The sequence below is a fragment of the Inquilinus sp. CA228 genome, assembly GCF_052078665.1.
Taxonomy (GTDB): Bacteria; Pseudomonadota; Alphaproteobacteria; order DSM-16000; family Inquilinaceae; genus Inquilinus.
This window is the reverse complement of record NZ_JBQJIK010000052.1, coordinates 1-24,428: the sequence shown is the minus strand read 5'-3', so window position 1 is coordinate 24,428 and position 24,428 is coordinate 1. Positions and strand designations below refer to the sequence as shown.

At 69.7% G+C, this 24,428-nt stretch carries 18 protein-coding genes; 10 read left to right on the top strand and 8 right to left on the bottom strand.

From position 1 onward, the window contains the following. Window positions 1-21 precede the first annotated feature (21 nt). The 4 genes from ACTOWL_RS24200 to ACTOWL_RS24185 all read right to left on the bottom strand — a co-directional run bounded on the left by ACTOWL_RS24200 (window position 22) and on the right by ACTOWL_RS24185 (window position 5,017). The gene (locus ACTOWL_RS24200) at window positions 22-1,080 is read right to left on the bottom strand and encodes an HAD family hydrolase (protein WP_441323844.1); all 1,059 of its coding nucleotides are present in this window, start codon (window positions 1,078-1,080) and stop codon (window positions 22-24) included. Window positions 1,081-1,190: 110 nt separating this feature from the next. Then, window positions 1,191-3,005, bottom strand: coding sequence for an arylsulfatase (locus ACTOWL_RS24195; protein WP_441323843.1), 1,815 nt, complete (start codon window positions 3,003-3,005; stop codon window positions 1,191-1,193). Between the two features lie 15 nt (window positions 3,006-3,020). Further along, entirely contained in the window at window positions 3,021-3,959 is a 939-nt protein-coding gene (locus ACTOWL_RS24190; RefSeq protein ID WP_441323842.1) for a formylglycine-generating enzyme family protein, read from the bottom strand. Between the two features lie 74 nt (window positions 3,960-4,033). Further along, window positions 4,034-5,017, bottom strand: coding sequence for a SphA family protein (locus tag ACTOWL_RS24185; protein WP_441323841.1), 984 nt, complete (start codon window positions 5,015-5,017; stop codon window positions 4,034-4,036). A gap of 419 nt (window positions 5,018-5,436) precedes the next feature. On the opposite strand from ACTOWL_RS24185, the gene putA reads away from it, so the two are divergent. Beyond that, window positions 5,437-9,327: a trifunctional transcriptional regulator/proline dehydrogenase/L-glutamate gamma-semialdehyde dehydrogenase gene (gene putA / locus ACTOWL_RS24180; RefSeq protein ID WP_441323840.1), complete on the top strand. Its 3,891-nt coding sequence runs from the start codon at window positions 5,437-5,439 to the stop codon at window positions 9,325-9,327. 50 nt (window positions 9,328-9,377) lie between these two features. Here putA and ACTOWL_RS24175 read toward each other — a convergent pair whose 3' ends face one another. Further along, on the bottom strand, window positions 9,378-10,976 hold the full coding sequence (locus tag ACTOWL_RS24175; protein ID WP_441323839.1) for a peptide ABC transporter substrate-binding protein: 1,599 nt from the start codon (window positions 10,974-10,976) through the stop codon (window positions 9,378-9,380). 221 nt (window positions 10,977-11,197) lie between these two features. Here ACTOWL_RS24175 and ACTOWL_RS24170 point away from each other — a divergent pair, with 221 nt between their 5' ends. Continuing rightward, window positions 11,198-12,439, top strand: a complete 1,242-nt coding sequence (locus ACTOWL_RS24170; RefSeq protein WP_441323838.1) for a YeeE/YedE family protein — start codon at window positions 11,198-11,200, stop codon at window positions 12,437-12,439. 166 nt (window positions 12,440-12,605) lie between these two features. Here ACTOWL_RS24170 and ACTOWL_RS24165 read toward each other — a convergent pair whose 3' ends face one another. Beyond that, window positions 12,606-13,652 (bottom strand): calcium-binding protein, encoded by a 1,047-nt coding sequence (locus tag ACTOWL_RS24165; protein ID WP_441323837.1) that lies wholly within the window; start codon window positions 13,650-13,652, stop codon window positions 12,606-12,608. 299 nt (window positions 13,653-13,951) lie between these two features. On the opposite strand from ACTOWL_RS24165, the gene ACTOWL_RS24160 reads away from it, so the two are divergent. Next, window positions 13,952-16,006 (top strand): M3 family metallopeptidase, encoded by a 2,055-nt coding sequence (locus ACTOWL_RS24160; RefSeq protein ID WP_441323836.1) that lies wholly within the window; start codon window positions 13,952-13,954, stop codon window positions 16,004-16,006. Here the strand turns inward: ACTOWL_RS24160 and ACTOWL_RS24155 are convergent. Next, complete coding sequence (locus ACTOWL_RS24155; protein WP_441323835.1) at window positions 15,931-16,902, bottom strand: hypothetical protein; 972 nt, start codon at window positions 16,900-16,902, stop codon at window positions 15,931-15,933. The genes ACTOWL_RS24160 and ACTOWL_RS24155 overlap by 76 nt on opposite strands. Window positions 16,903-17,114: 212 nt before the next feature. On the opposite strand from ACTOWL_RS24155, the gene ACTOWL_RS24150 reads away from it, so the two are divergent. Genes ACTOWL_RS24150 through ACTOWL_RS24120 form a run of 7 tightly spaced genes read left to right on the top strand, consistent with a single transcriptional unit; the run spans window position 17,115 to window position 23,966 of the window. Next, window positions 17,115-18,233, top strand: a complete 1,119-nt coding sequence (locus ACTOWL_RS24150) for a sirohydrochlorin chelatase (protein WP_441323834.1) — start codon at window positions 17,115-17,117, stop codon at window positions 18,231-18,233. An 8-nt stretch (window positions 18,234-18,241) separates the two neighbouring features. Next, window positions 18,242-18,865: a precorrin-8X methylmutase gene (locus tag ACTOWL_RS24145; protein WP_441323833.1), complete on the top strand. Its 624-nt coding sequence runs from the start codon at window positions 18,242-18,244 to the stop codon at window positions 18,863-18,865. Next, a complete protein-coding gene (cbiE, locus tag ACTOWL_RS24140; protein WP_441323832.1) occupies window positions 18,865-20,085 on the top strand; it encodes a precorrin-6y C5,15-methyltransferase (decarboxylating) subunit CbiE in 1,221 nt (406 codons plus the stop codon). The genes ACTOWL_RS24145 and cbiE overlap by 1 nt, the downstream gene beginning before the upstream one ends. Further along, on the top strand, window positions 20,082-20,786 hold the full coding sequence (gene cobI, locus ACTOWL_RS24135) for a precorrin-2 C(20)-methyltransferase (protein ID WP_441323831.1): 705 nt from the start codon (window positions 20,082-20,084) through the stop codon (window positions 20,784-20,786). Before cbiE ends, cobI begins: the two co-directional genes overlap by 4 nt. Next, entirely contained in the window at window positions 20,783-22,582 is a 1,800-nt protein-coding gene (gene cobJ, locus ACTOWL_RS24130; protein ID WP_441323830.1) for a precorrin-3B C(17)-methyltransferase, read from the top strand. Before cobI ends, cobJ begins: the two co-directional genes overlap by 4 nt. Next, window positions 22,579-23,358, top strand: a complete 780-nt coding sequence (gene cobM, locus ACTOWL_RS24125; protein WP_441323829.1) for a precorrin-4 C(11)-methyltransferase — start codon at window positions 22,579-22,581, stop codon at window positions 23,356-23,358. The genes cobJ and cobM overlap by 4 nt, the downstream gene beginning before the upstream one ends. Window positions 23,359-23,387: 29 nt before the next feature. Continuing rightward, window positions 23,388-23,966: a HupE/UreJ family protein gene (locus ACTOWL_RS24120; protein WP_441323828.1), complete on the top strand. Its 579-nt coding sequence runs from the start codon at window positions 23,388-23,390 to the stop codon at window positions 23,964-23,966. On the opposite strand, the gene ACTOWL_RS24115 is transcribed toward ACTOWL_RS24120, so the two are convergent. Beyond that, window positions 23,950-24,428: precorrin-6A/cobalt-precorrin-6A reductase (locus ACTOWL_RS24115; RefSeq protein ID WP_441323827.1), on the bottom strand; the 479-nt coding region annotated here is incomplete at its 5' end. The genes ACTOWL_RS24120 and ACTOWL_RS24115 overlap by 17 nt on opposite strands.

Sequence of the window (24,428 nt, the reverse complement as noted above, 5' to 3'; positions counted from 1 at the left end):
GGACGGCGTCGCGCGCCTCGCTCATGGCGCCGCCTTCTGGAACGGAAAGACGGTACGCCAGTCGCGCTTCATATCGACCACCAGCCAGCCGCGCTGCGGCGCCTGATCGAGCGCCTTGTCGAGCTTGCCGACCGGGGACTGCCGGTCATAGGCCCATTCGCGCTCGGCGTCGGTGTGGTGAACGATCAGGGCGAAGCGCGGCCCGTCCGTCATGGTGGTCCATTGCAGCATCTGCAGGTCGCCGTCGGAGTTCCCGGCGGCGAAGACCGGCCGGCGCCCGATGAAGCGGTTGATGCCGACCGGCTTCCCGGGGCCGTCGTCGACAAATTCCACCGCCGGCAGCTTCAGGATGACCGGCCGTTCCCCGTCGAGGGTGAAGGAAGTCTTGCCGCTGGACCCCACCACCTGCTCGGGCGGGATGCCGTAGGCCTGCTCGACCCAGGGTCGCATGAACTCGATGCCGCCGCCGGAGACGATGAAGGTCTTGAAGCCGTTGGCGCGGAGATAGGCCAGGAGCTCGATCATCGGCTGGTAGACGAGTTCGTTGTATGGTCTGTCGAAGCGCGGATGGCGCGCCGTTCGCATCCACTGGGACACGGTCTCGGTGAACTGGTCGACCGTCATGCCGGCATGGGTCGCCGCCATGATTTCGAGAAGGCCCTGCTCTCCAAGCTTGGCCAAGGCCGCCCTGTCGTTCTCCAGCACTGCCTTGAACGGCTGCGTGGTCCGCCATCCGGTGTGCTTCTCCGCCTGCGCCCGGACCTCATCCATGGCGAAGGCGATCTGGAAATACATGGGCTGCTCGGCCCACAGCGTGCCGTCATTGTCGAAGGTCGCGATCCGCTCTTCGACCGGCACGAAGTCCGGCCCGCCCGGCGTGGTCACGCGCGTCACAAAGTCGACGATCGCCCGCTTCGCCGCGCCATCGTTCCATGAGGGCAGCGAGTCTTGTGCGAGGGCGCTCATAGTGAACGCGAAGAAAAGGATGACCGCGATCCGCAGCATCGACAGCAATTGGCGACCTGATCGCCAACCGCAGCCAAACAGCAGCCGGATACTTCTCTGAGAGATCAGGGTCATTCGCGCTCTCCCTGCCAAGGGACCCAACATCACGACCGCCGCCGCAGACGGCTTTGGGCGGCAACCACCCTGGCAGCCGCCGCAACCGGCCGGCTGCCAGGGGCTGGATATTATTGACCGCCACTCTGCAACTGTTGGTGGATCATTCTGTCCAAGGCGCCACGAACCTTGTCGAGATCGAGATTCTCCCTGAAAGCCTCCCGCCGCTTTATGGCGTCCAACGTCGATTCCATGATGTTGGCCGGGTTGAAGCTCGGCGGGAACGAACGCGGCGGGAAATCCTTGAACGTCGCCACGAACTGGAACACCTCGTCCATCATCCCGTAGGCGGCGCCGACATGGTTGAGGTTCCAGTCCCAGTAGGTGTTGGAGGTGATGTCGGCTCGCTCGAACGGATCCTGGAACAGGTTGAAGATCTTCTGCAGCCGCAGCGTCGTGAACGGCTCGGCCCAGAGGCCCAAGGTGCCTTCCATGCGCTGCTCCGAGAACACGTATTTGTAGTCGCCCTGCCGCATGCCGACGAGCAATCCGTCGTCGTCGGAGTAGAAGAACTTGTCGCGGGCGCTCTTCACGCCATTGTTGACCGTGGCCGTGCCGCGGAACGTGCGCAGGAGCTGCGACTGGTCGTAGCCGTCCAGATGCACCTTGTAGTCGAGGCCGTTTGCCCTGTAGCCCTGCTTCAGCTTCTCCACGATTTCCGGCTCGCCGGCGATCGAGCAGAGCGTCGGCACCCAGTCATTGTGGCTCATCAGCTCGTTGGTCATCGTGCCGGGTTGGATCACGCCCGGCCAGCGCACGAAGCAGGGCACGCGGAAGGCGCCCTCCCAATTGGTGTTCTTCTCCGAGCGGAACCAGGTCATGGCGCCGTCCGGCCAGGTGTTCATGTGTGGGCCGTTGTCGGTCGTGTAGACGACGATGGTGTTGTCCGCGATGCCCATGTCGTCCAGCGCCTTGAGGATGGTGCCGATGGTATCGTCGTGTTCCATCATGCCGTCGATATATTCGCTGTCGCCATGCGTGTAGCGACCGCGATGGGAGGAGCGGACATGCGTGCGCAAATGCATGCGGGTCGAGTTGAACCAGCAGAAGAACGGCTTGCCCGCTGCCTGTTGCCGCGTCATGAAGTCGATGGCTGCGGCCGAGGTTTCGTCGTCGACCGTCTCCATGCGCTTCTTGGTCAGCGCGCCGGTGTCCTCGATGGTCTGCTTGCCGATCTTGCCGAAGCGCGGGTCTTCCGTCGGGTCGTCGACGTCGGTTGCCTTGCATCTCAGCACGCCACGCGGTCCGAACTTGGCAAAGTACGCGGGATCCTTCGGATAGTCCGGCAGTTCCGGCTCTTCCTCGGCATTGAGGTGGTAGAGGTTTCCGAAGAACTCGTCGAAGCCGTTCACCGTCGGCAGCGACTCGTTGCGGTCGCCGACATGGTTCTTGCCGAACTGCCCGGTGGCATAGCCGAGATTTTTGAGCAAGCCCCCAATCGAGGGGTCAAGCTGGCTCATGCCCATTGGGGCGCCAGGGAAGCCCACCTTGGTCAAACCTGTGCGAATACCGTGCTGGCCGGTGAGGAACGCGGCGCGGCCTGCGGTGCAGGACTGCTCGGCATAGTAATGCTGGAACTTGACGCCCTCGCGGGCGATGCGGTCGATGTTCGGCGTCTGGTAGCCCATCAGGCCGTTCGAATAGGCGCTGATGTTCGCGATGCCGATGTCGTCGCCGAAGATCACGAGAATGTTCGGCTTGCCGCCGGCCGTCGGCTGAGCCGCGGGAGCAGCGGTCTGGGCCGCGGCCGGCGACGAGGGCGACGCGATCCCCATCGCCGCCGCTGCCGCTGCGACAGCCGTTCCCGACAACAGCCGGCGCCGGCTGACACCGGAGTCGGCCTTCGCGCCGGGGACCGGGGCCTGCGGGGAGTCCATATTCTGCATCAGAATGCCTCCTCATTACGCTTGCGATGAAACGGGGGAGCCGCCGCCGCGCACCACGCAGCGGAAGCCGATATGGCTCATCGAGGTGTCGACCGGCTGGGCGTGCCGGGCCGCCGGGCGATAGCGCCGGCAGTAGTTCGGGGCGCAGAGATGGGACCCGCCCTTGACCACACGTCGGGGGATTTGAATTTGCGGCTGGCCAGGGTCGAAGCTGTCCTGCTCCGCCGCGACGCGCGGGTTCCGGGCCACGCAGCAGGCCTTGCCGGCGGCGGGCGGATGGCGGCTGGACCAGAAGTCGGCGGTCCATTCCCAGACATTGCCGATCATGTCACAAAGGCCGTAGCCATTGGCCGGAAAGGCCCGCGCCGGCGAGGTCCGGGGATAGCCGTCGAAAATCAGGTTCTCGTGCGGGAACCGGCCCTGCCAGGTGTTGGCCATGTGGCGGCCGCCGGGCGTGAACTCATCGCCCCAGGCGAATTCGGCGCCGTCCAGCCCGCCGCGGGCCGCGAACTCCCACTCGGCCTCGGTCGGCACCTCCTTGCCCGCCCAGGCGGCATAGGCGAGCACGTCCTGGTAGGCGAGCTGGACCACGGGATGGTCTTCGAGCCCGTCGATGCTGCTGCCGGAGCCGTAAGGGTGGCGCCAGTCGGCGCCGAAACGGAAGGCCCACCATTGCGGCGGCCCGCGCAGGTCGACCGGCCGGTTGGGCGGCGCAAAGATCACCGATCCTGCCCGCAGCATATGCGGCTTGGCGCCCGGATAGTCCTTCGGATCGGGCGGGATCTCGGCGAAGGTCACGTAGCCTGTCGCCTCGACGAAGGCCCGGAACTGCGCATTGGTGACGGGCGTCTCGTCGATCCAGAAGCCGTCGACCTGCACCCTGTGGACCGGCGCCTCCTCCGGATAGTGCCGGTCCGAGCCCATGGCGAACTCGCCGCCGCGGATCCAGACCATGCCCGGGCGGGCCTGACGACCCGATGGCTCCTCGGTCGAAGGGGTGTGGGCGCTGCAGCAGCCGGACATCGCGCTCATTCCGCGTGAGGGGCGTTGATGCTCAGCGGCAGCGAGAGCGTGAGGAGCGCCGAGGTCCCTTCCAGGCGGTTCTCCGCCGCGAATTCGCGATAGACCTTGAGCCGGGCGGTCAGCGGCGTGGTGCCGAGGTTGAAGTTGTAGGCGACCGTGCCGCCGAGCGCGGTGACCTGCCCCTCGAAATCGCCCAGCGTCGCGCCGGGACCGCCGTCGCCGGTGACCTGCTGGTAGTGGTAGCCGACGAGGCCGAGCGAGAACTTGCCGAAGCTCTTGCTCGCGGCCCATTCGATGTGGAACTCGGTGCCGGTCCAGTAGTCGGTCTCCGGGTTCTCACCGTTGAAGGTAAAGCCGGCCGCGGCGGACAGGTCGATGCCGGACTCCGGGTCCAGCCAGGTCACGGTGCCGGTCAGGTCGCCGGCCCAGCGGTGGAAGGCGACGTTGCTGAGCGCATCCTTGCGGTAGTCGCCGACCGGGATGTTCAGGATCGCCACCGCCTGCCAGTGGAACTTGCCCGCGCTCCAGCCCAGGAAGCCGGACAGCAGCGGGTCGCCGATGGCATTGGTCTCGTCGCTGATGAAGCCGCTGTTGCGGCCGAAGATCGGCGAGTCGAGGGTCGTCCCTGCAGCGGCATAGGTGCGGCCGAGCGGCCAGGTGACGGTGAGGCCAAGCTGGCCGCCCAGCAGCTGCGCCGGGGTCACCCAGATCACCGACGGGGCGTCGAGCTGCGCCTCGCCGTCGACATTGGCGGCCAGGGTTCCGCCAAGGAGCAGCCGGCGCCCGCCCCCGACGCTGCCGTCATAAATGTAGAGATCGTTCTCGACATAGATGCCCGGCGGCGGGGTGACGCCGGCCAGGGGGCCGCGAAAGCCCAGCAGGTAAATACCGGCCGCATTCTCCGCCCCGGTCGCAGCGCCTGCGATCAGGGCGACCCCCAGTCCGGAGATCAGGGCGGCGCCGCGGGCAGTGGTCAGACGATGGAGCATTGATTTCCCCGCCCCCCATATGCGTTTCAAACCAAACTGTTTGCCACGGCGCCTCTGAAATCGAGTTGGGCAGGCGCGTTTAAACCAAAGCTTTTTACAAGCCATCAAAGCTTGGACTAAAAATTGGAAGACGATCAACTATTTCGAGGTAATACATATTATTTTATTGTAATATAATACTACAAATGATTCAATAATTCGGAATCGGCGCCCATTCAAGCGCAATCAACAACTTTGCTAAAATCACATCCTTCGTGCTCATGGCGCTGCGGCCTCGCCATGGGATCTCGGAGCAAACCGGTCAATTTTTCATGCCGCTCGAATGATCAAGAGAGGTGCAACCTTTTTTGGATCGGGTTGCACCTATCGCCCCTCTGGTGGTACTACTCCCGCGATACAAACTCGCGGGGGGCAGGGCCATGGGCAGCACGACGTTCGGCGTGAAGATCGATGACGAGCTGCGGGCGCGGCTGAAGGCGGCGGCGGAGAAGCAAGGCCGCACCCCGCACTGGCTGGTCAAGCAGGCCATGCTGGCGATGCTCGACCGGGTCGAGCGCGGCGAGAGCTTCGGCGGCCCGGATGAAGCCGAGGGCGTCGATCTCGTCGACGGCCCGGCCGCCGAGGAATCCGGGCCGCAGCCCTTCCTCGAATTCGCCCAGTCGGTGCAGCCGCAGACCGTGCTGCGCGCCAAGATCACCGCCGCCTACCGCCGGCCGGAGGAGGAGTGCCTGCCCTTCATCCTGGCCGGCGCCACCCTGCCGAAGCCGGTGACCGACGGGGCGCGGGGCATCGCCCGCTCGCTGGTCGAGGCGCTGCGCGCCAAGGGCGTCGGCGCCGGCGTCGAGGGGCTGATCCAGGAATTCTCGCTGTCGAGCCATGAGGGCGTCGCCCTGATGTGCCTGGCCGAGGCGCTGCTGCGCATCCCCGACCGCGCCACCCGCGACGCGCTGATCCGCGACAAGATCTCGTCCGGCGACTGGCAGTCCCATGTCGGCCAGAGCCCGTCGATGTTCGTCAACGCCGCCGCCTGGGGCCTGGTGGTGACCGGCAAGCTGGTGACCACCAACAGCGAGGCCGGCCTGTCCGCCGCCCTGACCCGGCTGATCGGCCGCGGCGGCGAGCCCTTGATCCGCAAGGGCGTCGACATGGCGATGCGGATGATGGGCGAGCAGTTCGTCTCCGGCCAGACCATCTCCGAGGCGCTGGCCAACGGCCGCAAGCTCGAAGCCAAGGGCTTCCGCTACTCCTACGACATGCTCGGCGAGGCGGCCACGACCGGGGCCGACGCCGACCGCTACTACCGCGACTACGAGCAGGCGATCCACGCCATCGGCAAGGCCGGGGAGCGGCGCGGCATCTATGAGGGGCCGGGCATCTCGATCAAGCTGTCGGCCCTGCATCCGCGCTATTCCCGGGCCCAGGCCGACCGGGTGAAAAGCGAGCTGCTGCCGCGGCTGACGGCCCTGGCGGTGTTGGCCCGCAGCTACGATATCGGCCTCAACATCGACGCCGAGGAGGCCGACCGGCTGGAGCTGTCGCTCGACCTGCTGGAGGCGCTGTGCTTCGACCCGGCGCTGTCCGGCTGGAACGGCATCGGCTTCGTCGTCCAGGCCTATCAGAAGCGCTGCCCCTTCGTGATCGACTATGTCATCGACCTGGCCCGGCGCAGCGGCCACCGGGTGATGGTGCGGCTGGTCAAGGGCGCCTATTGGGACAGCGAGATCAAGCGCGCCCAGGTCGACGGCCTTGAAGGCTTCCCGGTCTACACCCGCAAGATCTACACCGACGTCTCCTTCCTGGCCTGCGCCCGCAAGCTGCTGGCGGCGCCGGACGCGGTGTTCCCGCAATTCGCCACCCACAACGCCCAGACCCTGGCGACCATCTACAAGATGGCCGGCGAGAACTACTATCGCGGCCAGTACGAGTTCCAGTGCCTGCACGGCATGGGCGAGGGGCTGTATGAGGAGGTGGTCGGCCGCGACAAGCTGGACCGGCCGTGCCGGATCTACGCCCCGGTCGGCACCCATGAGACGCTTCTGGCCTATCTGGTCCGGCGCCTGCTGGAGAACGGGGCCAACACCTCCTTCGTCAACCGCATCGGCGACCCCGATGTCTCGATCGACGAGCTGATCGCCGATCCGGTCGAGGCGGCGCGCAAGGTGCAGCCGCTCGGCGCCCCGCACGCCAAGATCGCTCAGCCGCGCGCCCTGTTCGGCGACAGCCGCGACAACTCCGCCGGCATCGACCTGTCGAACGAGCAGCGCTTGGCCTCGCTCTCCGCCGCGCTGCTCGGCGGCGTCGACGTGGTGGTCCGCGCCGTGCCGATGCTGGGCGATGGCGACCGCGACGGCCCGGCGCGGGAGATCCGCAACCCGGCCGACCGGCGCGACGTGGTCGGGCAGGTGGTCGAGGCCACCGTCGAGCAGGTCGACGAGGCGATGGCCCAGGCCGCCGCGGCCGCGCCGATCTGGCAGTCCACCCCGCCTTCCGACCGCGCCGCCTGCCTGCTGCGCGCCGCCGACCTGATGGAGGCACGGATGCCGGCCCTGCTGGGCACCATCATCCGCGAGGCCGGCAAGACCCTGTCGAACGCGATCGGCGAGGTGCGCGAGGCGGTCGACTTCCTGCGCTACTACGCGGCCCAGGTGCGCGACGGCTTCTCCAACGACACCCACCGGCCGCTCGGCCCCGTGGTCTGCATCAGCCCCTGGAACTTCCCGCTGGCGATCTTCACCGGCCAGGTGGCGGCGGCGCTGGCCGCCGGCAACACCGTGCTGGCCAAGCCGGCGGAGGAGACGCCGCTGATCGCCGCGACCGCGGTGCGGCTGCTGCGCGAGGCCGGGGTGCCGGCCGGCGCGGTGCAGCTGGTGCCGGGCGCAGGCCCGGTCGGGGCGCGCCTCGTCGCCGACGGCCGCACCCGCGGCGTCATGTTCACCGGCTCGACCGAGGTCGCCAAGATCATCCAGAAGGTGCTGGCCGACCGCCTCGACCCCGAGGGCCGGCCGATCCCGCTGATCGCCGAGACCGGCGGCCAGAACGCGCTGATCGTCGACTCGTCGGCCCTGCCCGAGCAGGTGGTGGGCGACGTGCTGGCCTCGGCCTTCGACAGCGCCGGCCAGCGCTGCTCGGCGCTGCGCATCCTGTGCATCCAGGAGGATGTGGCCGACCGCGTCCTGACCATGCTGAAGGGCGCGATGGCGGAGCTGGCCGTCGGCAACCCGGACCGGCTGGCCACCGATGTCGGCCCGGTGATCACCGACGAGGCGCGGGGGATCATAGCCGCGCACATCGAGGCGATGCAGGCCAAGGGCCGCAAGGTCCAGGCCCTGCCGCTGCCCGAGGCGGCGAAGCACGGCACCTTCGTGCCGCCGACTCTGATCGAGCTCGACTCGATCGCCGAGCTGAAGCGCGAGGTGTTCGGGCCGGTGCTGCATGTGCTGCGCTGGCGCCGCAGCCAGCTGGACCAGCTGCTGGACGCGATCAACGCCACCGGCTACGGCCTGACCTTCGGCGTCCACACCCGGATCGACGAGACCATCGCCCGCGTCTCGCACCGCGCCACGGCCGGCAATGTCTACGTCAACCGCAACCTGATCGGCGCCGTGGTCGGGGTGCAGCCCTTCGGCGGCCACGGCCTGTCCGGCACGGGCCCCAAGGCCGGCGGCCCGATGTACCTGTACCGGCTGCTCTCGGTCCGGCCCGAGGTCGGACCGGTGGCGCCCGATGCCGACGCGGGCGACAAGCGCTTCCAACCGCTGCGCGACTGGGCGGCCGCCCTGCGCAAGGCCGGCCGGACGGCGGAGGCCGACCGCGTCGCCGCCTTCGAGGCGCGCAGCCCGCTCGGCGTGACGCTCGAGCTGCCCGGCCCGGTCGGCGAGAGGAACAGCTACAGCGTGGAGCCGCGCGGCACCGTGCTGTGCCTGGCCCAGACCGCGGCCGGCGCGGCGCTGCAGATCGGCGCGGCGCTGGCGACCGGCAACAAAGCGGTGCTGTCGGCCCCGAAGGAGGTCGCCGATGCCCTGCTCGGCGCCGTGCCTCCGTCGCTGAAGCCGCTGCTGTCCCGCGCCGACGACTGGGCCGCGGCGCCGGCCGACGCGGTGCTGTTCGAGGGTGACAGCGACGCGCTGCATGCGGTCAACCAGGCGGTCGCGGCCCGGCCGGGCCCGCTGGTGCCGGTCCAGGGCGTGACCCGCGCCGACCTCGCCGAGGGCCGCGCCGGCTATGCGCTGGAATGGCTGCTGCTGGAGCGGTCGGTCAGCAACAACACCGCCGCGGCGGGCGGCAATGCCAGCTTGATGACGATCGGGTGAGGGATGGGCCGGGCTTGGGCGTCGGGTCCGCCGGCCCGGCGGGGCGGCGCTCAGCGCTCGATCGACAGCCAGCGTGTCAGGTGGACATCCTGCACGTTGTCCACCCAGCCCTTCACCGCCGGCGAGACTGCGTGCCTGCTCATGTAGCGGTAGATCGGGATCAGCGGCATGTCGTCGATCATGATCCGTTCGGCCTGCTGCATCAGCCGGCCGCGCGTTGCAGGGTCGGTCTCCCGTGCCGCCCGGGCCATCAGGGCGCGATACTTCGGATTGGCATAGCCCGTCGCGTTCAAGGGGCCTGATCCGCCCGGCTCCAGCTGCAGGAAATTATAGGCATCGTCGTAGTCGCCGAGCCAGCCGTTCCGCGCGATGTCGGAAAATCTCCGACCATCGAGCGTGGCCTGGAAAGGCCCCCATTCCTCGGTGCGGAAGTCGACAACGACCCCCAGCTTCTTCTTCCACATCTCGGCGATCACGCGGGCGATCCGCTCGTGGTTCTCGCTGACGTTGTAGATGAGCTCCAGCTTCAGGGGCTTGTCGGGACCATAGCCTGCCCTGGCGAACAGCTCCCTCGCCTTTGCGTCGCGCTGGGCCTGGGTCAGCCTGGCGGCATCCGGTTGCCAGCCTGGGAAGTCGAGGGTGCCCGGCGGCACGAAGGTGTAGGCCGGCAGTTCGTGGGAGCGCGTGGCGTTCCTGACCAGCATGTCACGGTCGATCGCCAGCGACAGGGCCTGGCGCAGCTCCGGGCTGCTGCGCCACGGCTCATGCGTCAGGTTGTAGGCATAGTAGTAGGTGCCGCGATACGGCGTGACGTGAATCTGGTCCGGGATCGCCTCTTGCAGCGCCTGGATCTCCTGCCCCGGCAGATCATAGGTCATGTCCAGCCTGCCCGTTCGGAAGCGGCGCAGTTCCGCCTCGGTGTCCACGGTCGGATAGAGCATGACCGTGTCGATCCGGATCGACGCAGCATCATGGAAATACGGGTTCCGGGTCAGCTTGACGTGATCCCGCGGCATCGCCTCGGCCAGGCTGTAGGCGCCGTTCGAGACGAGGTGGCCGGGCTTGAAGGCATCGGCCCCGAACCTGTCGACATTGGCGCGGCTGACCGCCGAGGTGGCGTGGTGAGCAAGAGATGCGACAAAGTATGGCGTCGGCGCGGCCAGCGTCACCTCGATGATGTGGGCGTCGATCGCACGGACGCCGAGATCCGCGGGCCGTCGGGCGCCGGTCCGGATGTCCCTGGCATTCACCACCGCGTCCAGATTGGCGGCATAGGGCGAGCTAGTCTTCGGATCGACCAGGCGCTGCCAGCCGAAGACGAAATCGGCCGCGATGACCGGCGTGCCGTCCGACCATTTTCCGTCCGCGCGCAGCCTGAAGCTATAGGTCAGGCCATCATCGGAGACCGCCCAGCTTTCCGCCGCGCCCGGCACGGCGTTGCCGTTGGCGCCATAGGTCATTAACCCTTCGAACAGATCCACCGCGACGACGGCTTCCGCAAAGACCGCCATCTGCTGCGGATCGAAGGTCGTGGGGTCGGCGCCATTGCCCTTGTTGAAGACCGTCTCGGCCTGGGCCGTGCTGGAGAAGCCGCCCAGCAGGACCGCAAACGCCAGCCCGCGCGCCAAGATCCTGATGAAGCGATGCATGAATTCACCCGTCCAAATCGTCATCTGAAATCATGGAGATCAATCTGGCTCGGATGGCGATCCTTCACAATGGCACTTGCGTGCGGTCGTGCGGCTGCGGGCAGCGCGCGCCAGATTTATCGATCTGAATATGTAATTTTCATCGAATTGACATCTTGTACTACACGACTATGTGTTCCGTACCGGGCCGCCATCGCGGCGGCCGCTGCCGGATTCACGCGATGTCGACGGTTACCCTTCCCGGCGGGCCGACGCCCGCCGCTTCCCGCCTTGCCCCGGCGATCAACCTGCGCGTCGCCGGCCTGGCCGGGCTGGTGCTGCTCGCCGGCGTGCTGCTGCTCTCCGCGGTGATCGATGCCCGCCAGGCGGCGCTCTACACCCTGGGCGCGGCGCTCGGTGTGGTGCTGTACCACGCCGCCTTCGGCTTCACCTCGGCCTGGCGCGTCTTCATCGCCGATGGCCGCGGCGCCGGGCTGCGGGCGCAGATGGTGATGCTGGCGGTCGCGGTCCTGCTGTTCTTCCCGGCGCTGTCGGCCGGCACGCTGTTCGGCCAGCCGGTCAGCGGCAACATCTCGCCGCTCGGCATCTCGGTGGTGGTCGGCGCCTTCCTCTTCGGCATCGGCATGCAGCTCGGCGGCGGCTGCGCCTCCGGCACGCTCTACACGGTCGGCGGCGGCTCCACCCGCATGGTGCTGACCCTGGTCTTCTTCATCGCCGGCTCGGCGATCGGCGCGGCCCATCTGCACTGGTGGACGGCGCAGCCCTCGCTGCCCGCCGTATCGCTGGTCACCAGCCTCGGGCTGTGGCCGGCGCTGCTGCTCAACCTCGCCGTCTTCGCCGCGATCGCCGGCCTGACCGTGCTGCGGGAGCGCCGCGTACATGGGGCCCTGGTGGCGCCCGAGACGCCGGCGACGCGCGGCCTGCAGCGCCTCCTGCGCGGCCCCTGGCCGCTGGTCTGGGGCGGCGTCGCCCTGGCGGTGCTGAACTTCGTCACCCTGGCCCTGGCCGGGCGGCCCTGGGGCATCACCTCGGCCTTCGCCCTCTGGGGCTCCAAGGCGGCGGCGCTGGTCGGATTCGATCCAGCCAGCTGGCCCTACTGGTCGAAGCCGGCCAGCGCCGCGGCCCTGAACGGCAGCATCCTGACCGACGTCACCTCGGTGATGGATATCGGCATCGTTGTCGGCGCGCTGCTGGCCGCCGGCCTGGCCGGGCGCTTCGCGCCGGTCTGGCGCATTCCCGCCCGCCAGGTCGCCGCCGCCGTGGTCGGCGGGCTGCTGCTCGGCTACGGCGCCCGGCTGGCCTATGGCTGCAACATCGGCGCCTATTTCTCCGGCATCGCCTCCGGCAGCCTGCATGGCTGGCTGTGGCTGGTCGCCGCCTTCTTCGGCAATGTCGCCGGCACGTATCTGCGGCCGGCCTTCGGGCTGGAGGTCGAGCGGACGCCGCGCCTGACCGGCTGCTGAGAGACCGTGTGATAGCGCTACTGGCGCGGCCGTCTGATGGCGGTTTCTGCGCTTCCGGTGCTCACGGACTCAAACGTCCGCTGCGCGCCGGTTCTCGAAACCACCACCAGCCGACTCACGCCAGCGCACTCTCAGACGGTCTCTGACGTCCGCCCCCCTCGTGCCGCTACAGCACGAAGTCGCTAGCAACCAGGTGGACCGCCCCGGTCAGCAGGATGTGGAAGTCCGAGGTGCCGTCGCCGTCGACATCGCCGGCGATGGTGGTGACGCCTGGGCTGGTGACGGCGGCGCGCAGCTCGCCGGCATGGTGGGTGTAGAGGCCGGTGCCGATGAAGCGGAAGGCCTGGTTGCCGGAGATTTCGGCATTGGCGTCGATCCCCGACAGGTCGATGCGGTCGCCCTGGGCGTGGCTGAAATCGGTGATCCGGTCGGCGCCGGACCCGGTCGGGCTCTGCGCCACGCTGCTGTAGACGAAGCGGTCGGCGCCGGCGCCGCCGGTCAGCATGTCGGTCCCGCCGGCCCCGGTGAGGGCGTCGTTGCCGTTCCAGCCCTGCAGCACATTGGCCCGGCTGTTGCCGGTGAGGGTGTCGCTGCCCTGGCTGCCGGAGAGGTTCTCGATACCGGAGAGGGTGTCGCCCTGCGCTTCGCCGCCGCTGCCCATGCCGGTGGTCAGGCTGACCGAGACCCTGACCGAGCTGGTGTAGTAGCTCGCCGTGTCGATGCCAGCGCCGCCGTCCAGCACATCGGCCCCGGCGCCTCCGCGCAGCACGTCGTTGCCGACACGGCCCTCGAGCGTGTCGTTGCCGGCAAGGCCGCTGAGGGTGTCGTTGCCGGCCAGGCCGTACAGCGCATCGCCCTTCTGTGACCCGGTCTGGCTGTCATTGCCGGCGAACAGGCTGTTGGCGAGGCCGGTGAAGTCGCCGTTGCTGATCTGCGAGTAGGTGGTCGCGGCGCTGAGCGAGGTGCCGGTGATGGTGGCGATGGCGACACCGTTCTGCGACAGCACCAGCCCGGTCACGATGCCGGTGATGCCGAACAGGCCGACGCCGAGGCCGGTGCCGGTGAGGTCGACCGACACGCCGTCGAAATTGATGTGCCCGGCAGTGGAGGTGAGGGAGGTCACCCTTGGATTGTCGAAATCGAGCTGCCCCAGGGCGTCGAAGGAAAACCCGGCGCCATTGATGCCGTTCGGCGCAACCGTCAGCGTCGTCATCTGCGAACCCCTCCTGGCCCCGGCCATCCGGGGCTTTGGTCTGGAATACGGGGGTATGCTAGCGAGGCCGATCAGGAATCGCCATCGCGAATGCAGTAATCCTGCCGTTAAATCTTTATGACCAAGATTCAAAATCTCGGATATTTTGTTGCAATGCAAAATTTATCAGATTTTAAACCTTCTGAAGCCAGAGGCGGCTCGGCAATCCTGCCTGCCCAGGTCGGCGACACGGCTGCTGACATGGGGAGGCGATCCTGGCTAGTCTGGCGGCCAAGGATCCAGATCACAGCGGTGCCATGATGAGCTCCGAGACGCAGACTTCCGCCAACCCGCTGCTCGCGGACTGGGACACGCCGTTCGGCAGCCCGCCCTGGCAGCGGATCGCGGTCCGGCATTTCCGCCCGGCCTTCGACGCCGCGCTGGCCGAGCACCTCCGCGAGATCGAGGCGATCGCCGGCGACCCGGCCGAGCCGAGCTTCGACAACACCGTCGCGGCGCTGGAGCGCAGCGGCCGCGCGCTGCGCCGGGTCGCCGCCGCCTTCTTCAACCTGACCTCGGCGCACAGCAGTGACGAGTTGGAGGCGGTGGAGCGGGACGTCGCGCCGCTGCTGGCCCGGCACCACAACGCGATCCAGCAGCACCCGGCGCTGTTCCGCCGGGTCGACGCCCTGTTCGCCCGCCGCGCCGAGCCCGGCCTGACCCCGGAGCAGGACCGGGTGCTGGAGCGCTACCATCTCGGCTTCACCCGCAGCGGCGCCGGCCTCGACGAGGCGGCGAAGCGCCGCCTGTCCGAGATCGTCGAGCGCCTGGCCACGCTCGGCACCAGCTTCGGCCAGAACGTGCTGGCCGACGAGAAGGCCTATGCCCTGGTGCTGGACGGCGAGGCCGACCTGGCCGGCCTGCCGCAGGAGCTGCGCGATGCGGCGGCGGCCGCCGCGGCCGATCGTGGCCAGCCCGACAAGCATGCGATCACGCTCGGCCGCTCCAGCGTCGAGCCGTTCCTGCAGTTCTCCGCCCGGCGCGACCTGCGCGAGACGGTGTTCAAGGCCTGGCTCGCCCGCGGCGAGAGCGCGGCCGCCGACAACCGGCCGATCATCGCCGAGACCGTGGCGCTGCGGGCCGAGCAGGCGCGGCTGCTGGGCTATCCCAGCTACGCCCATTTCCGCCTGGCCGACACCATGGCCAAGACGCCCGAGGCGGCGCTGGGCCTGCTGAACTCGGTCTGGACCCCGGCCCGGGCTCGCGCCCTGCGCGAGCAGGACAAGCTGCAGGCTCTGGTCGCGGCGGAAGGCGGCAATTTCGAGGTCGCCGCCTGGGACTGGCGCCACTACGCCGAGCAGCAGCGCAAGCAGGAATTCGACCTCGACGAGAGCGAGCTCAAGCCCTATCTGCAACTCGAGCGCATCATCGAGGCCGCCTTCGACACGGCGCATCGCCTGTTCGGCCTGTCCTTCAAGGAGCGGCCAGACGTGCCGGTCTGGCATCCCGACGTCCGGGCCTGGGAGGTGACGGGCCGGCACGGCCGCTTCGTCGGCCTGTTCTACGGCGACTACTTCGCCCGGCCGTCGAAGCGCAGCGGCGCCTGGATGGAGCCGATCCGGGAGCAGGAGAATCTCGACGGCGAGGTGCGCCCGATCGTCGTCAATGTCATGAACTTCGCCAAGGCGGCGGAGGGGAGCCTGCTCAGCTTCGACGACGCCCGCACCCTGTTCCATGAGTTCGGCCACGCCCTGCACGGGCTGATGTCGGACCTGACCTATCCGGCGATCGCCGGCACCAATGTGGCGCGCGACTTCGTCGAGTTCCCGTCGCAGTTGTACGAGCATTGGCTGGAGCGGCCGGAGATCCTGCGCCGCCACGCGCTGCACTACCGCACCGGCGAGCCGATGCCGGAGGAACTGCTGCAACGGGTGCTGGCGGCGCGCACCTTCAACCAGGGCTTTTCCACGGTCGAGTTCATCGCCTCCGCCCTGGCCGATCTCGACTTCCACGCCGCGGGCGCCGATGCCTCCGACCCGGCGGCGTTCGAGCGGGCGACGCTGCAGCGGATCGGCATGCCGTCGGCGATCGTGATGCGGCACCGGCCGCCGCATTTCCAGCATGTCTTCGCCGGCAGCGGCTATTCCGCCGGCTACTACAGCTACCTGTGGTCCGAGGTGCTGGACGCGGACGGCTTCGGCGCCTTCGAGGAGGCGGGCGACATCTTCGACCCGGCGGTGTCGAGCCGGCTGGCGGAGTTCGTCTATTCCGCCGGCTACCGCCGCGACCCGGCCGAGGCCTACCGCGCCTTCCGCGGCCGGCCGCCGGACCCGGCGGCGCTGCTGAAGAAGCGCGGCCTGGCCGACGCGGCTTGAGGGCTCGTGGGGAGCAGGCTCAGGCCTGCTCCTCCGCCCAAATCGCGTCCAAGCCTTCGCGGTAGCCCGGATAGGCGAGATGGACCCCCAGCTCGTCGATGATCCGGTCGACCTTCAGCCGCTTGCACTCGGAATAGAATTCGCGGCCCAGCGGCGACAGGCCGGCCTGCTCGAACGGAATCAACGGCGGCGGATCGATGCCGAGCAGCCGGGCGGCATGCTCGATCGGGTCGTTCGGGCTGGACGGGTGGCCGTCGGCGACGTTGTAGATCGCACCTGGGCTGGCGCATCGACGCCATCAGCACAGAGCCGATGTCGTCGACATGGATGCGGTTGAACACCTGGCCCGGCCTGTCGATGCGGCGGGCCCGGCCGTGCCGCAGCTGGTCGAGGGCACAGCGCCCGGGCCCGTAGATTCCGGCCAGGCGGAACACCTGCACCGCCACGCCGGTGCTCTGGAACGCACCGAACCAGGCGCGCTCCGCCTCCAGCCGCTTCCAGCCGCGCGGCGAGCCCGGAGTCGGGTCGGCGCTTTCGTCGATCCAGGCGCCGTCACGGTCGCCATAGACCGAGGGAGTCGACAGGTAGCCGACCCAGCGCAGCTGCGGCAGCGCCCGCAGCGCCTCCGCCAGCGCCGGCACAACCGGGTCGCCCGAGTCCTCCGGCGAGATCGACTGGATCAGATGCGTGGTTCCCGCCAGGGCGGTTGTGTCCAGCGGCTGGTCCGGGCCGAAGGCGTGGGCCTCGAATCCCTCATCGTGCAGCCGCTCCAGCCGGTCGGCATCACGCGTGGTGCCGGCGACCTGCCAGCCGAGGTCGCGCAGCCGCCGCGCCAGCCGGGTCATGCTGTAGCCGAGGCCGAAGACGAAGAGCCGGCCAGGTCGCAGATCGTGCATGGGATGTCGCGTCGCTGTTGCCTTCCAGGGGAAGCGTATAGCAATGTGCCGGCCGGGACGTCGACGGTGCGTCCCGCGACGCCCCCGGAACGCATCTGCGACGGGGTTCCATCGGACGGATAGATCCAAGCGATATCCGCGCGTGCCGCCCACCGTCCGCTGCCGGGATCCGTCCCGGCCGTGCCGGCATGGCGTGGAGCCAGGAGGGCATGATGGCGGGCAAGCTGGGCGTGATGATCTGCGGCCATGGCAGCCGGGATCAGGGGGCCGTGGACGAGTTCGCCGCCGTGTCCCTGCAGTTGCGCCGCCGCCTGCCGCATTACGAGGTCGATTACGGCTATCTCGAATTCGCCCGGCCGATCATCCGCGACGGGCTGGACCGGCTGCGTGCCAAGGGCGTGACCGAGGTGCTGGCGATCCCGGGCATGCTGTTCGCCGCCGGCCACGCCAAGAACGACATCCCCTCGGTGCTGAACACCTACCAGGCGCAGCATCCGGGCCTGACCATCCGCTACGGCCGCGAGCTGGGCATCGACGTCAAGATGCTGCGCGCCGCCGGCGAGCGGGTGCAGGAGGCGGTGGAGATCGCCGACGCGCGGCGTGAGGACGGACCGGTGCCGCTGCACGAGACCATGCTGGTCGTGGTCGGCCGCGGCGCCTCGGACCCCGACGCCAACTCCAACGTCGCCAAGGTCATGCGGATGCTGTGGGAGGGCATCGGCTTCGGCTGGGGCGAGACCGCCTATTCCGGCGTCACCTTCCCGCTGGTCGAGCCGGCGCTGGAGCATGCGGCGAAGCTGGGCTACCGCCGCATCGTCGTGTTCCCGTATTTCCTGTTCACCGGCATCCTGGTCGACCGGATCTACGACGCCACCGACGCCGTCGCCACCCGCCATCCGGGCATCGAGTTCGTCAAGGCACGCTACCTGAACGACCACCCGCTGGTGCTGGAGACGCTGGAGGAGCGGATCGCCGAGATCCTCGGCGGCACCGGCAACATGAACTGCCAGATGTGCAAGTACCGGATGCAGGTGCTGGGCTTCGAGGCCGAGGTCGGCCTGCCGCAGGAAAGCCACCACCACCATGTCGAGGGAATCGGCGGCGGGGCGGCGCATGAGCACCACGACCACGGCCACGATCACCACCATGGGCACGATCATCACCACCATGGCGATCACGACCATCTTCATGGCGACGATCACCATCATCACGATCATGCGCACGGCCATGGCCACGATCACGGGCACAGTCACGAGCATGGCCATCACCACCATCCCTATCCCCATGCCGACCATCCGCTGGGGCCAAAGAGCCTGAAGAAGGCCGGGTGAGGGCAGGGATGGCGCACGCCTATCTCCGCGACCCGGAGGCGATCTACCGCCAGTCCTTCGCCACCATCCGGGCCGAGGCGCGGCTGGAACGGTTTCCGCCGGACGTCGCCGGGCTCGCGGTGCGGGTGGCGCATGCCTGCGGCATGGTCGAGGTGGTCGACGACCTGCTCTTCACCCCCGACGTCGCCGCGCGCGGCCGGGCTGCCCTGGCCGCCGGCGCGCCGGTGCTGGTCGATTGCCGCATGGTCGAGGTCGGCATCATCCGCTCGCGCCTGCCGGCTCAGAACGAGGTCATATCGCTGATCGGCGATCCGTCGCTGCCGGACCTGGCCCGCCGCCTTGGCACCACCCGCTCGGCGGCGATGGTCGAGCTGTGGCGCGACCGGCTGGAGGATGCGGTGGTGGTGATCGGCAATGCCCCGACCGCCCTGTTCCGGCTGCTGGAGCTGCTGGAGGAGGGGGCGCCGCAACCCGCCGCCATCCTGGGCTTCCCGGTCGGCTTCGTCGGCGCCGCCGAATCCAAGGCGGCGCTGGCCGAAAGCGACGTGCCGTTCCTGACCCTGCCGGGCCGGCGCGGCGGCAGCGCCATGGCCTCGGCCGCGGTCAACGCCCTGGCGCGGGAGGGTATCTGATGACCCCGTGGCTCAGCGTCATCGGCATCGGCGAGGACGGTCTGGACGGCCTGTCACCTTCCGCCCGCGCCCTCTACGATGCCGCCGAGATCGTGGTCGGCGGCAAGCGGCATCTGGCGATGGTGCCGGAGGATGGCCGCCGCCGCATTCCCTGGCCCCCGCAGCTGATGGAGCTCGTGCCCGAGATCGAGGCGCTGCGCGGCCACCGCGTCTGCGTCCTGGCCAGCGGCGACCCGATGTGCTTCGGCGTCGGCGTCACCCTGTCGCGCCGCATCCCGATCGCGGAGATGGTGGTGCTGCCGGCGCCCTCGGCCTTCAGCCTGGCCTGCGCCCGGCTGGGCTGGCCGCTGGTCGAGGCCCGCATGGTGACGCTGCACGGACGGCCGCTGGAGCTGGTGGTGCCGCATCTGCAGCCCGGGGCGAAGATCCTGGTGCTCAGCGCCGACCGCACCACGCCGGCCCGTCTGGCCGAGCTGCTGCGCCGCACCGGCTGGGGCCGCAGCGGCTTCGCGGTGCTGGAGCGGATGGGCGGGGAGGGCGAGCGTATCGCCCGGGCCACCACCGCGGAGTGGGACGATCGCGAGGTCGACGACCTCAACACCATTGCCATCGACTGCGTCGCCGGGCCGGAGACGCGCGTGCTGCCGGCCGTGCCCGGCCTGCCGGACGATGCCTTCGCCCATGACGGCCAGCTGACCAAGCGCGAGGTCCGGGCCATGACCCTGGCGGCGCTGGCGCCGTCGCCCGGGAAGGTGCTGTGGGATGTCGGCGCCGGTTGCGGCTCGATCGCGATCGAATGGATGCGCAGCGACCCGCGCTGCCGGGCCGTGGCGGTCGAGCGCGACGACGGCCGCCTGGCGCTGATCGCCCAGAACGCGGCGGCGCTGGGCACGCCCTTCCTCAAGGTGGTGCGCGGCGAGGCGCCGGCCGCGCTGGCGGGCGACCTGCCGCGGCCGGACGCGGTGTTCATCGGCGGCGGCATCACCGTCGAAGGATTGGTCGAGGCCTGCTGGGCGGCGCTGCCGCCGGGTGGCCGACTGGTCGCCAATGTGGTGACGGCGGAGGGCGAGGCGGTCGTGATCGGCCACCAGGCCCGGCTCGGCGGCAGCCTGTCCCGCATCGCCGTGTCGCGGGCCGAGCCGATCGGCGGCTATCACGGCTGGCGCCCGCTGATGCCGGTGACGCAATGGGCCGCGGTGAAGCCCTGGGGGCCGGCATGAGCGGCACCCTCTACGGTCTCGGCGTCGGGCCGGGCGATCCGGAGCTGGTCACGCTGAAGGCGCTGCGCCTGCTGCGGGCCGCGCCGGTCCTGGCCTATCCGGCGCCGGATGTCGGCGACAGCTTCGCCCGCTCGATCGTGGCGCCGCATCTCCAGGGCGGCCAGGTGGAGATCGCCATCCGCGTGCCGATGCGGATCGATCCGGCCCCGGCCCAGGCGGTCTACGACGCCGCGGCGATCGAGATTGCCGGCCATCTCGAGGCCGGCCGCGACGTGGCGGTGCTGTGCGAGGGCGACCCGTTCTTCTACGGCTCCTTCATGTATCTGTTCGGCCGGCTGGCGGAGCGCCACCGGGTCGAGGTGGTGCCCGGCGTCTCCTCGCTGACCGCCTGCGCCGCCGCCACCGGCCTGCCGCTGGCCGCCCGCAACGACGTGCTGACGGTGCTGCCGGCGCCGCTGCCGGAGGAGGAATTGCGGCCGCGGCTGCAGGCCGCCGATGCCGTGGCGATCATGAAGCTCAGCCGACACTTCAAGAAGATATCGCAATTGCTTGAAGAAACTGGATTGTACGACAGCGCGCGCTACGTCGAACGGGCCACGCTCGGCCATCAGCGCGTGCTGAAGCTGAGCGAGGTCGATCCCGACACCGTGCCCTATTTCTCGATGATCCTGGCGCATCGGCGCGGGGCGGCGTGGCGATGACGGCGCTGATCACCCTGACCTCGGGCGGGCTCGCCACCGCCCAGCGGCTCAAGCCGCTGCTGCCGGGCGCGGCGATCCACGCGCCGTCCTGCCGCGTCACCGGCGCCGACATCGCCTTCGGCAAGCTGGCCGACCATCTGCGAACCCTGTTCGCGGCGGGCGAGCCGATCATCGGCCTCTGCGCCGCCGGCGCCCTGATCCGCATCCTGGCGCCGCTGCTGTCCGACAAGCGCACCGAGCCGCCGGTGCTGGCGGTGGCGGAGGATGGCAGCGCCGTGGTGCCGCTGCTCGGCGGCCATCACGGCGCCAACGACCTGGCCCGGCAGGTGGCGCAGATCCTCGGCATCGCCCCGGCGATCACCACCGCCGGCGACCTGCGCTTCGGTGTGGCGCTGGACGATCCGCCGGTCGGCTGGCGGCTGTCGGAGTCCAGCGATTACAAGAGCTTCGCCGCCGATCTTCTGGCCGGCGAGTCCGTGCGCCTCGACGGCGACCTGCCCTGGCTGGCGGAGGCCGATCTCCCGCTCGACCCGACCGCGCGCAAGGTGATTGCTGCCGACATCCGGGTCCTGCCGGCCGATCCCGACCGGCTGGTGTTCCATCCGGCGACGCTGGCGGTCGGAATCGGCTGCGAGCGCGGCGCCGAGGCAGCGGAGATCGAGACGCTGATCCGCGACACCCTGGCCGGCGCCGGGCTGGCGCTGGAAGCCGTGGCGGCCCTGGTCTCGGTCGACCTCAAGGCCGACGAGGCCGGGCTGCAGGCGGCGGCGCGGGCGCTCGGCCTGGAACTGCGGGTGTTCGATCCGGCGACGCTGGAGGCCGAGACGCCGCGCCTCGCCAACCCGTCCGAAATCGTGTTCCGCGAGATCGGCTGCCACGGCGTGGCCGAGGCGGCGGCGCTGGCCGCGTCCGGATCCGAGGGTCGTCTCATCGTCGAGAAGCACAAGTCGCGCCGCGCCACCTGTGCCGTCGCCGAAGCGCCGGCCATCCTCGACCCCGACCGGATCGGCCGCAAGCGCGGCACGCTGGCGCTGATCGGCATGGGCCCGGGCCGGGCCGACTGGCGGGCGCCGGAGGCTGACCGGTTGATCGCTCGCGCCACCGACCTGGTCGGCTACAGCCTGTACATCGACCTGCTCGGCCCGACCGCCGCCGGCAAGGCGCGGCACGACTACAAGCTGGGCGAGGAGGAGCTGCGGGTGGGCGCGGCGCTGGACCTGGCGGCGGAGGGGCGGGACGTCGCCCTGATCTGCTCCGGCGACGCCGGCATCTACGCCATGGGCAGCCTGCTATGGGAGCTGATCGAGCGCGGCGGCCGGCCGGACTGGCGGCGGGTCGAGGTCACCACCGTGCCCGGCATCTCGGCGATGCAGGCAGCCGCGTCCCGGATCGGCGCGCCGCTGGGCCATGATTTCTGCGCCATCTCGCTGTCCGACCTGATGACGCCCTGGCCGGCGATCGAGCGGCGGATCGCGGCAGCGGCGCAGGGCGACTTCGTCGTCGCCTTCTACAACCCGGTGTCGCAGCGCCGCCGCAGCCAGCTGGCGCGGGCCCGCGAGATCCTGCTGGCGCATCGCCCGGCGGCGACGCCGGTGGTGCTGGGCCGCAATCTCGGCCGCGAGGGCGAGACGCTCACCGTCACCACGCTCGGCGACCTGACCGTCGACATGGTCGACATGCTGACCCTGGTGCTGGTCGGCTCCTCGGAAAGCCGGGCGCTGGTGCTCGGCGACGGCACCCCGCGTGTCTACACGCCGCGCGGCTATGGCGACAAGCCGGAGGCGCAGCGGGCATGACCGTGCATTTCATCGGCGCCGGCCCCGGCGACCCGGACCTGCTGACCCTGCGGGGCCGCGACCTGATCGCCCGCTGCCCGGTCTGTCTCTACGCCGGCTCGCTGGTGCCGGAGGCGGTGGTGGCGCATGCGCCGGCGGACGCGCGGGTGATCGACACCGCGCCGCTGCATCTCGACCAGATCATCGCCGAGATCGAAGCCGCCCACGCCCAGGGCCAGGACCTCGCCCGGGTGCATTCCGGCGACCCGTCGCTGTACGGCGCGATCGCCGAGCAGATCCGCCGGCTGAAGGCGCTGGGCATCCCCTACACCATCACCCCCGGCGTGCCGGCTTTCGCGGCCGCTGCCGCCGCGCTGGGCACCGAGCTGACCCTGCCGGACGTCAGCCAGACCGTGATCCTGACCCGGACGACGATGAAGGCCTCGGCCATGCCGCCGGGTGAGGAGCTGGAGACGCTCGGCCGCTCCGGCGCGACGCTGGCGATCCATCTCTCGATCCGCAACATCCCGGCGGTGCGGCGGGCGCTGGAGCCGCATTACGGCGCCGGCTGCCCGGTGGTGGTGGTCTACCGCGTCACCTGGCCGGACCAGCAGATCATCCGCGGCACCCTGGCCGATATCGGCGCCAAGGTGCGCGAGGCGAAGATCACCCGCACCGCCCTGATCCTGGTCGGCCGTGTGCTGGGCGACACCGAATTCACCGACAGCGCCCTCTACGACCCGGCGCATGTCCATGTGCTGCGCCCGAAGCGCGGCACGAAAGTTGCTTCTGCGTAGATCGACACTCTGACCCTGGAGACCCCGCGATGAGACTTGCCAAGACCCTCGCTTTGACCGCCCTGGCGACCCTGCTGCCGGTGGCCGCCTATGCCCATCCGGGACACGACGTCACCGGCTTCACCGCCGGCTTCGAGCACCCGTTCTCCGGCCTGGACCACATCCTCGCCATGGTCGCGGTCGGCATCTGGGCCGGCCAGGTCGGCGGCCGCTACATCTGGCAGGCGCCGCTGGCCTTCCTGACCCTGATGGCGGTGGGCGGCATCGCCGGCATCCAGGGCCTGGGTCTGCCGATGGTCGAGCTCGGCATCGCCGGGTCGATCATCGTCTTCGGCGCGCTGATCGCCCTGGCAGTGCGGCCGGTGGCCTGGCTCGGCATGGCGGTGACCGGAGTCTTCGCCGTGTTCCACGGCTACGCCCATGGCGCCGAGATGCACCCGGACGCCTCGGCCGTGACCTACGGACTCGGCTTCATCGCCGCGACCGCGATCCTGCACGGCATCGGCATCGGCGCGGCGCTGGGCCTGAACCGGCTGCGCTTCGCCCCGGTGGAGCGCGCGCTGGGCGCCGCCATTGCCGTGGCCGGCGTGGTCATCGCGGCCGGCTGAGCCAGTCCAGCGCCCCGGCGATGTCGGCCACCGCCCCAGTGGCGTCCGACATTGCCGGGGGCGCCGGGCGCCGGATCATGACCACCGGGATCGCCGCCTCGCGCGCCGCCGCCAGCTTCGCCGCCGTGGCGTCGCCGCCGGCATTCTTGGCGACGACGGCGCGGATGCCGTGCCTGGCGATCAGGGCCCGCTCGCCGTCCAGCGTGAACCGCCCGCGCTCGCTCAGCAGCAGGCAGTCGGCCGGCAGGTCCTCTGCCGCCGGCGGCTCGATCGAGCGCAGCACGAAGCGCAGCTCCGGGCAGCGCTTGAACGGTGCCACCTCCTGCCGTCCCAGGGTCAGAAGCACGGCCGAGCCGGCCGGCACCGCCCCGGCCAGCCAGTCGGCCGCCACGCCGCCAAGGCCCACGTCGATCCCGCGATCCCCCGGCCCCGGCGTCCAGGCCGGGCCGACGATCCGCAGCA

Coding starts and splice junctions, on each gene's coding strand:
- ACTOWL_RS24145 (WP_441323833.1), top strand. CDS start 18,242: ATGGCGCACGCCTATCTCCGCGACCCGGAGGCGATCTACCGCCAGTCC.
- cbiE (WP_441323832.1), top strand. CDS start 18,865: ATGACCCCGTGGCTCAGCGTCATCGGCATCGGCGAGGACGGTCTGGAC.
- ACTOWL_RS24175 (WP_441323839.1), bottom strand. CDS start 10,976: ATGCATCGCTTCATCAGGATCTTGGCGCGCGGGCTGGCGTTTGCGGTC.
- putA (WP_441323840.1), top strand. CDS start 5,437: ATGGGCAGCACGACGTTCGGCGTGAAGATCGATGACGAGCTGCGGGCG.
- ACTOWL_RS24200 (WP_441323844.1), bottom strand. CDS start 1,080: ATGACCCTGATCTCTCAGAGAAGTATCCGGCTGCTGTTTGGCTGCGGT.
- ACTOWL_RS24170 (WP_441323838.1), top strand. CDS start 11,198: ATGTCGACGGTTACCCTTCCCGGCGGGCCGACGCCCGCCGCTTCCCGC.
- ACTOWL_RS24120 (WP_441323828.1), top strand. CDS start 23,388: ATGAGACTTGCCAAGACCCTCGCTTTGACCGCCCTGGCGACCCTGCTG.
- ACTOWL_RS24150 (WP_441323834.1), top strand. CDS start 17,115: ATGGCGGGCAAGCTGGGCGTGATGATCTGCGGCCATGGCAGCCGGGAT.
- ACTOWL_RS24185 (WP_441323841.1), bottom strand. CDS start 5,017: ATGCTCCATCGTCTGACCACTGCCCGCGGCGCCGCCCTGATCTCCGGA.
- ACTOWL_RS24155 (WP_441323835.1), bottom strand. CDS start 16,902: ATGCACGATCTGCGACCTGGCCGGCTCTTCGTCTTCGGCCTCGGCTAC.
- cobI (WP_441323831.1), top strand. CDS start 20,082: ATGAGCGGCACCCTCTACGGTCTCGGCGTCGGGCCGGGCGATCCGGAG.
- cobJ (WP_441323830.1), top strand. CDS start 20,783: ATGACGGCGCTGATCACCCTGACCTCGGGCGGGCTCGCCACCGCCCAG.
- cobM (WP_441323829.1), top strand. CDS start 22,579: ATGACCGTGCATTTCATCGGCGCCGGCCCCGGCGACCCGGACCTGCTG.
- ACTOWL_RS24190 (WP_441323842.1), bottom strand. CDS start 3,959: ATGGTCTGGATCCGCGGCGGCGAGTTCGCCATGGGCTCGGACCGGCAC.
- ACTOWL_RS24195 (WP_441323843.1), bottom strand. CDS start 3,005: ATGCAGAATATGGACTCCCCGCAGGCCCCGGTCCCCGGCGCGAAGGCC.
- ACTOWL_RS24160 (WP_441323836.1), top strand. CDS start 13,952: ATGAGCTCCGAGACGCAGACTTCCGCCAACCCGCTGCTCGCGGACTGG.
- ACTOWL_RS24165 (WP_441323837.1), bottom strand. CDS start 13,652: ATGACGACGCTGACGGTTGCGCCGAACGGCATCAATGGCGCCGGGTTT.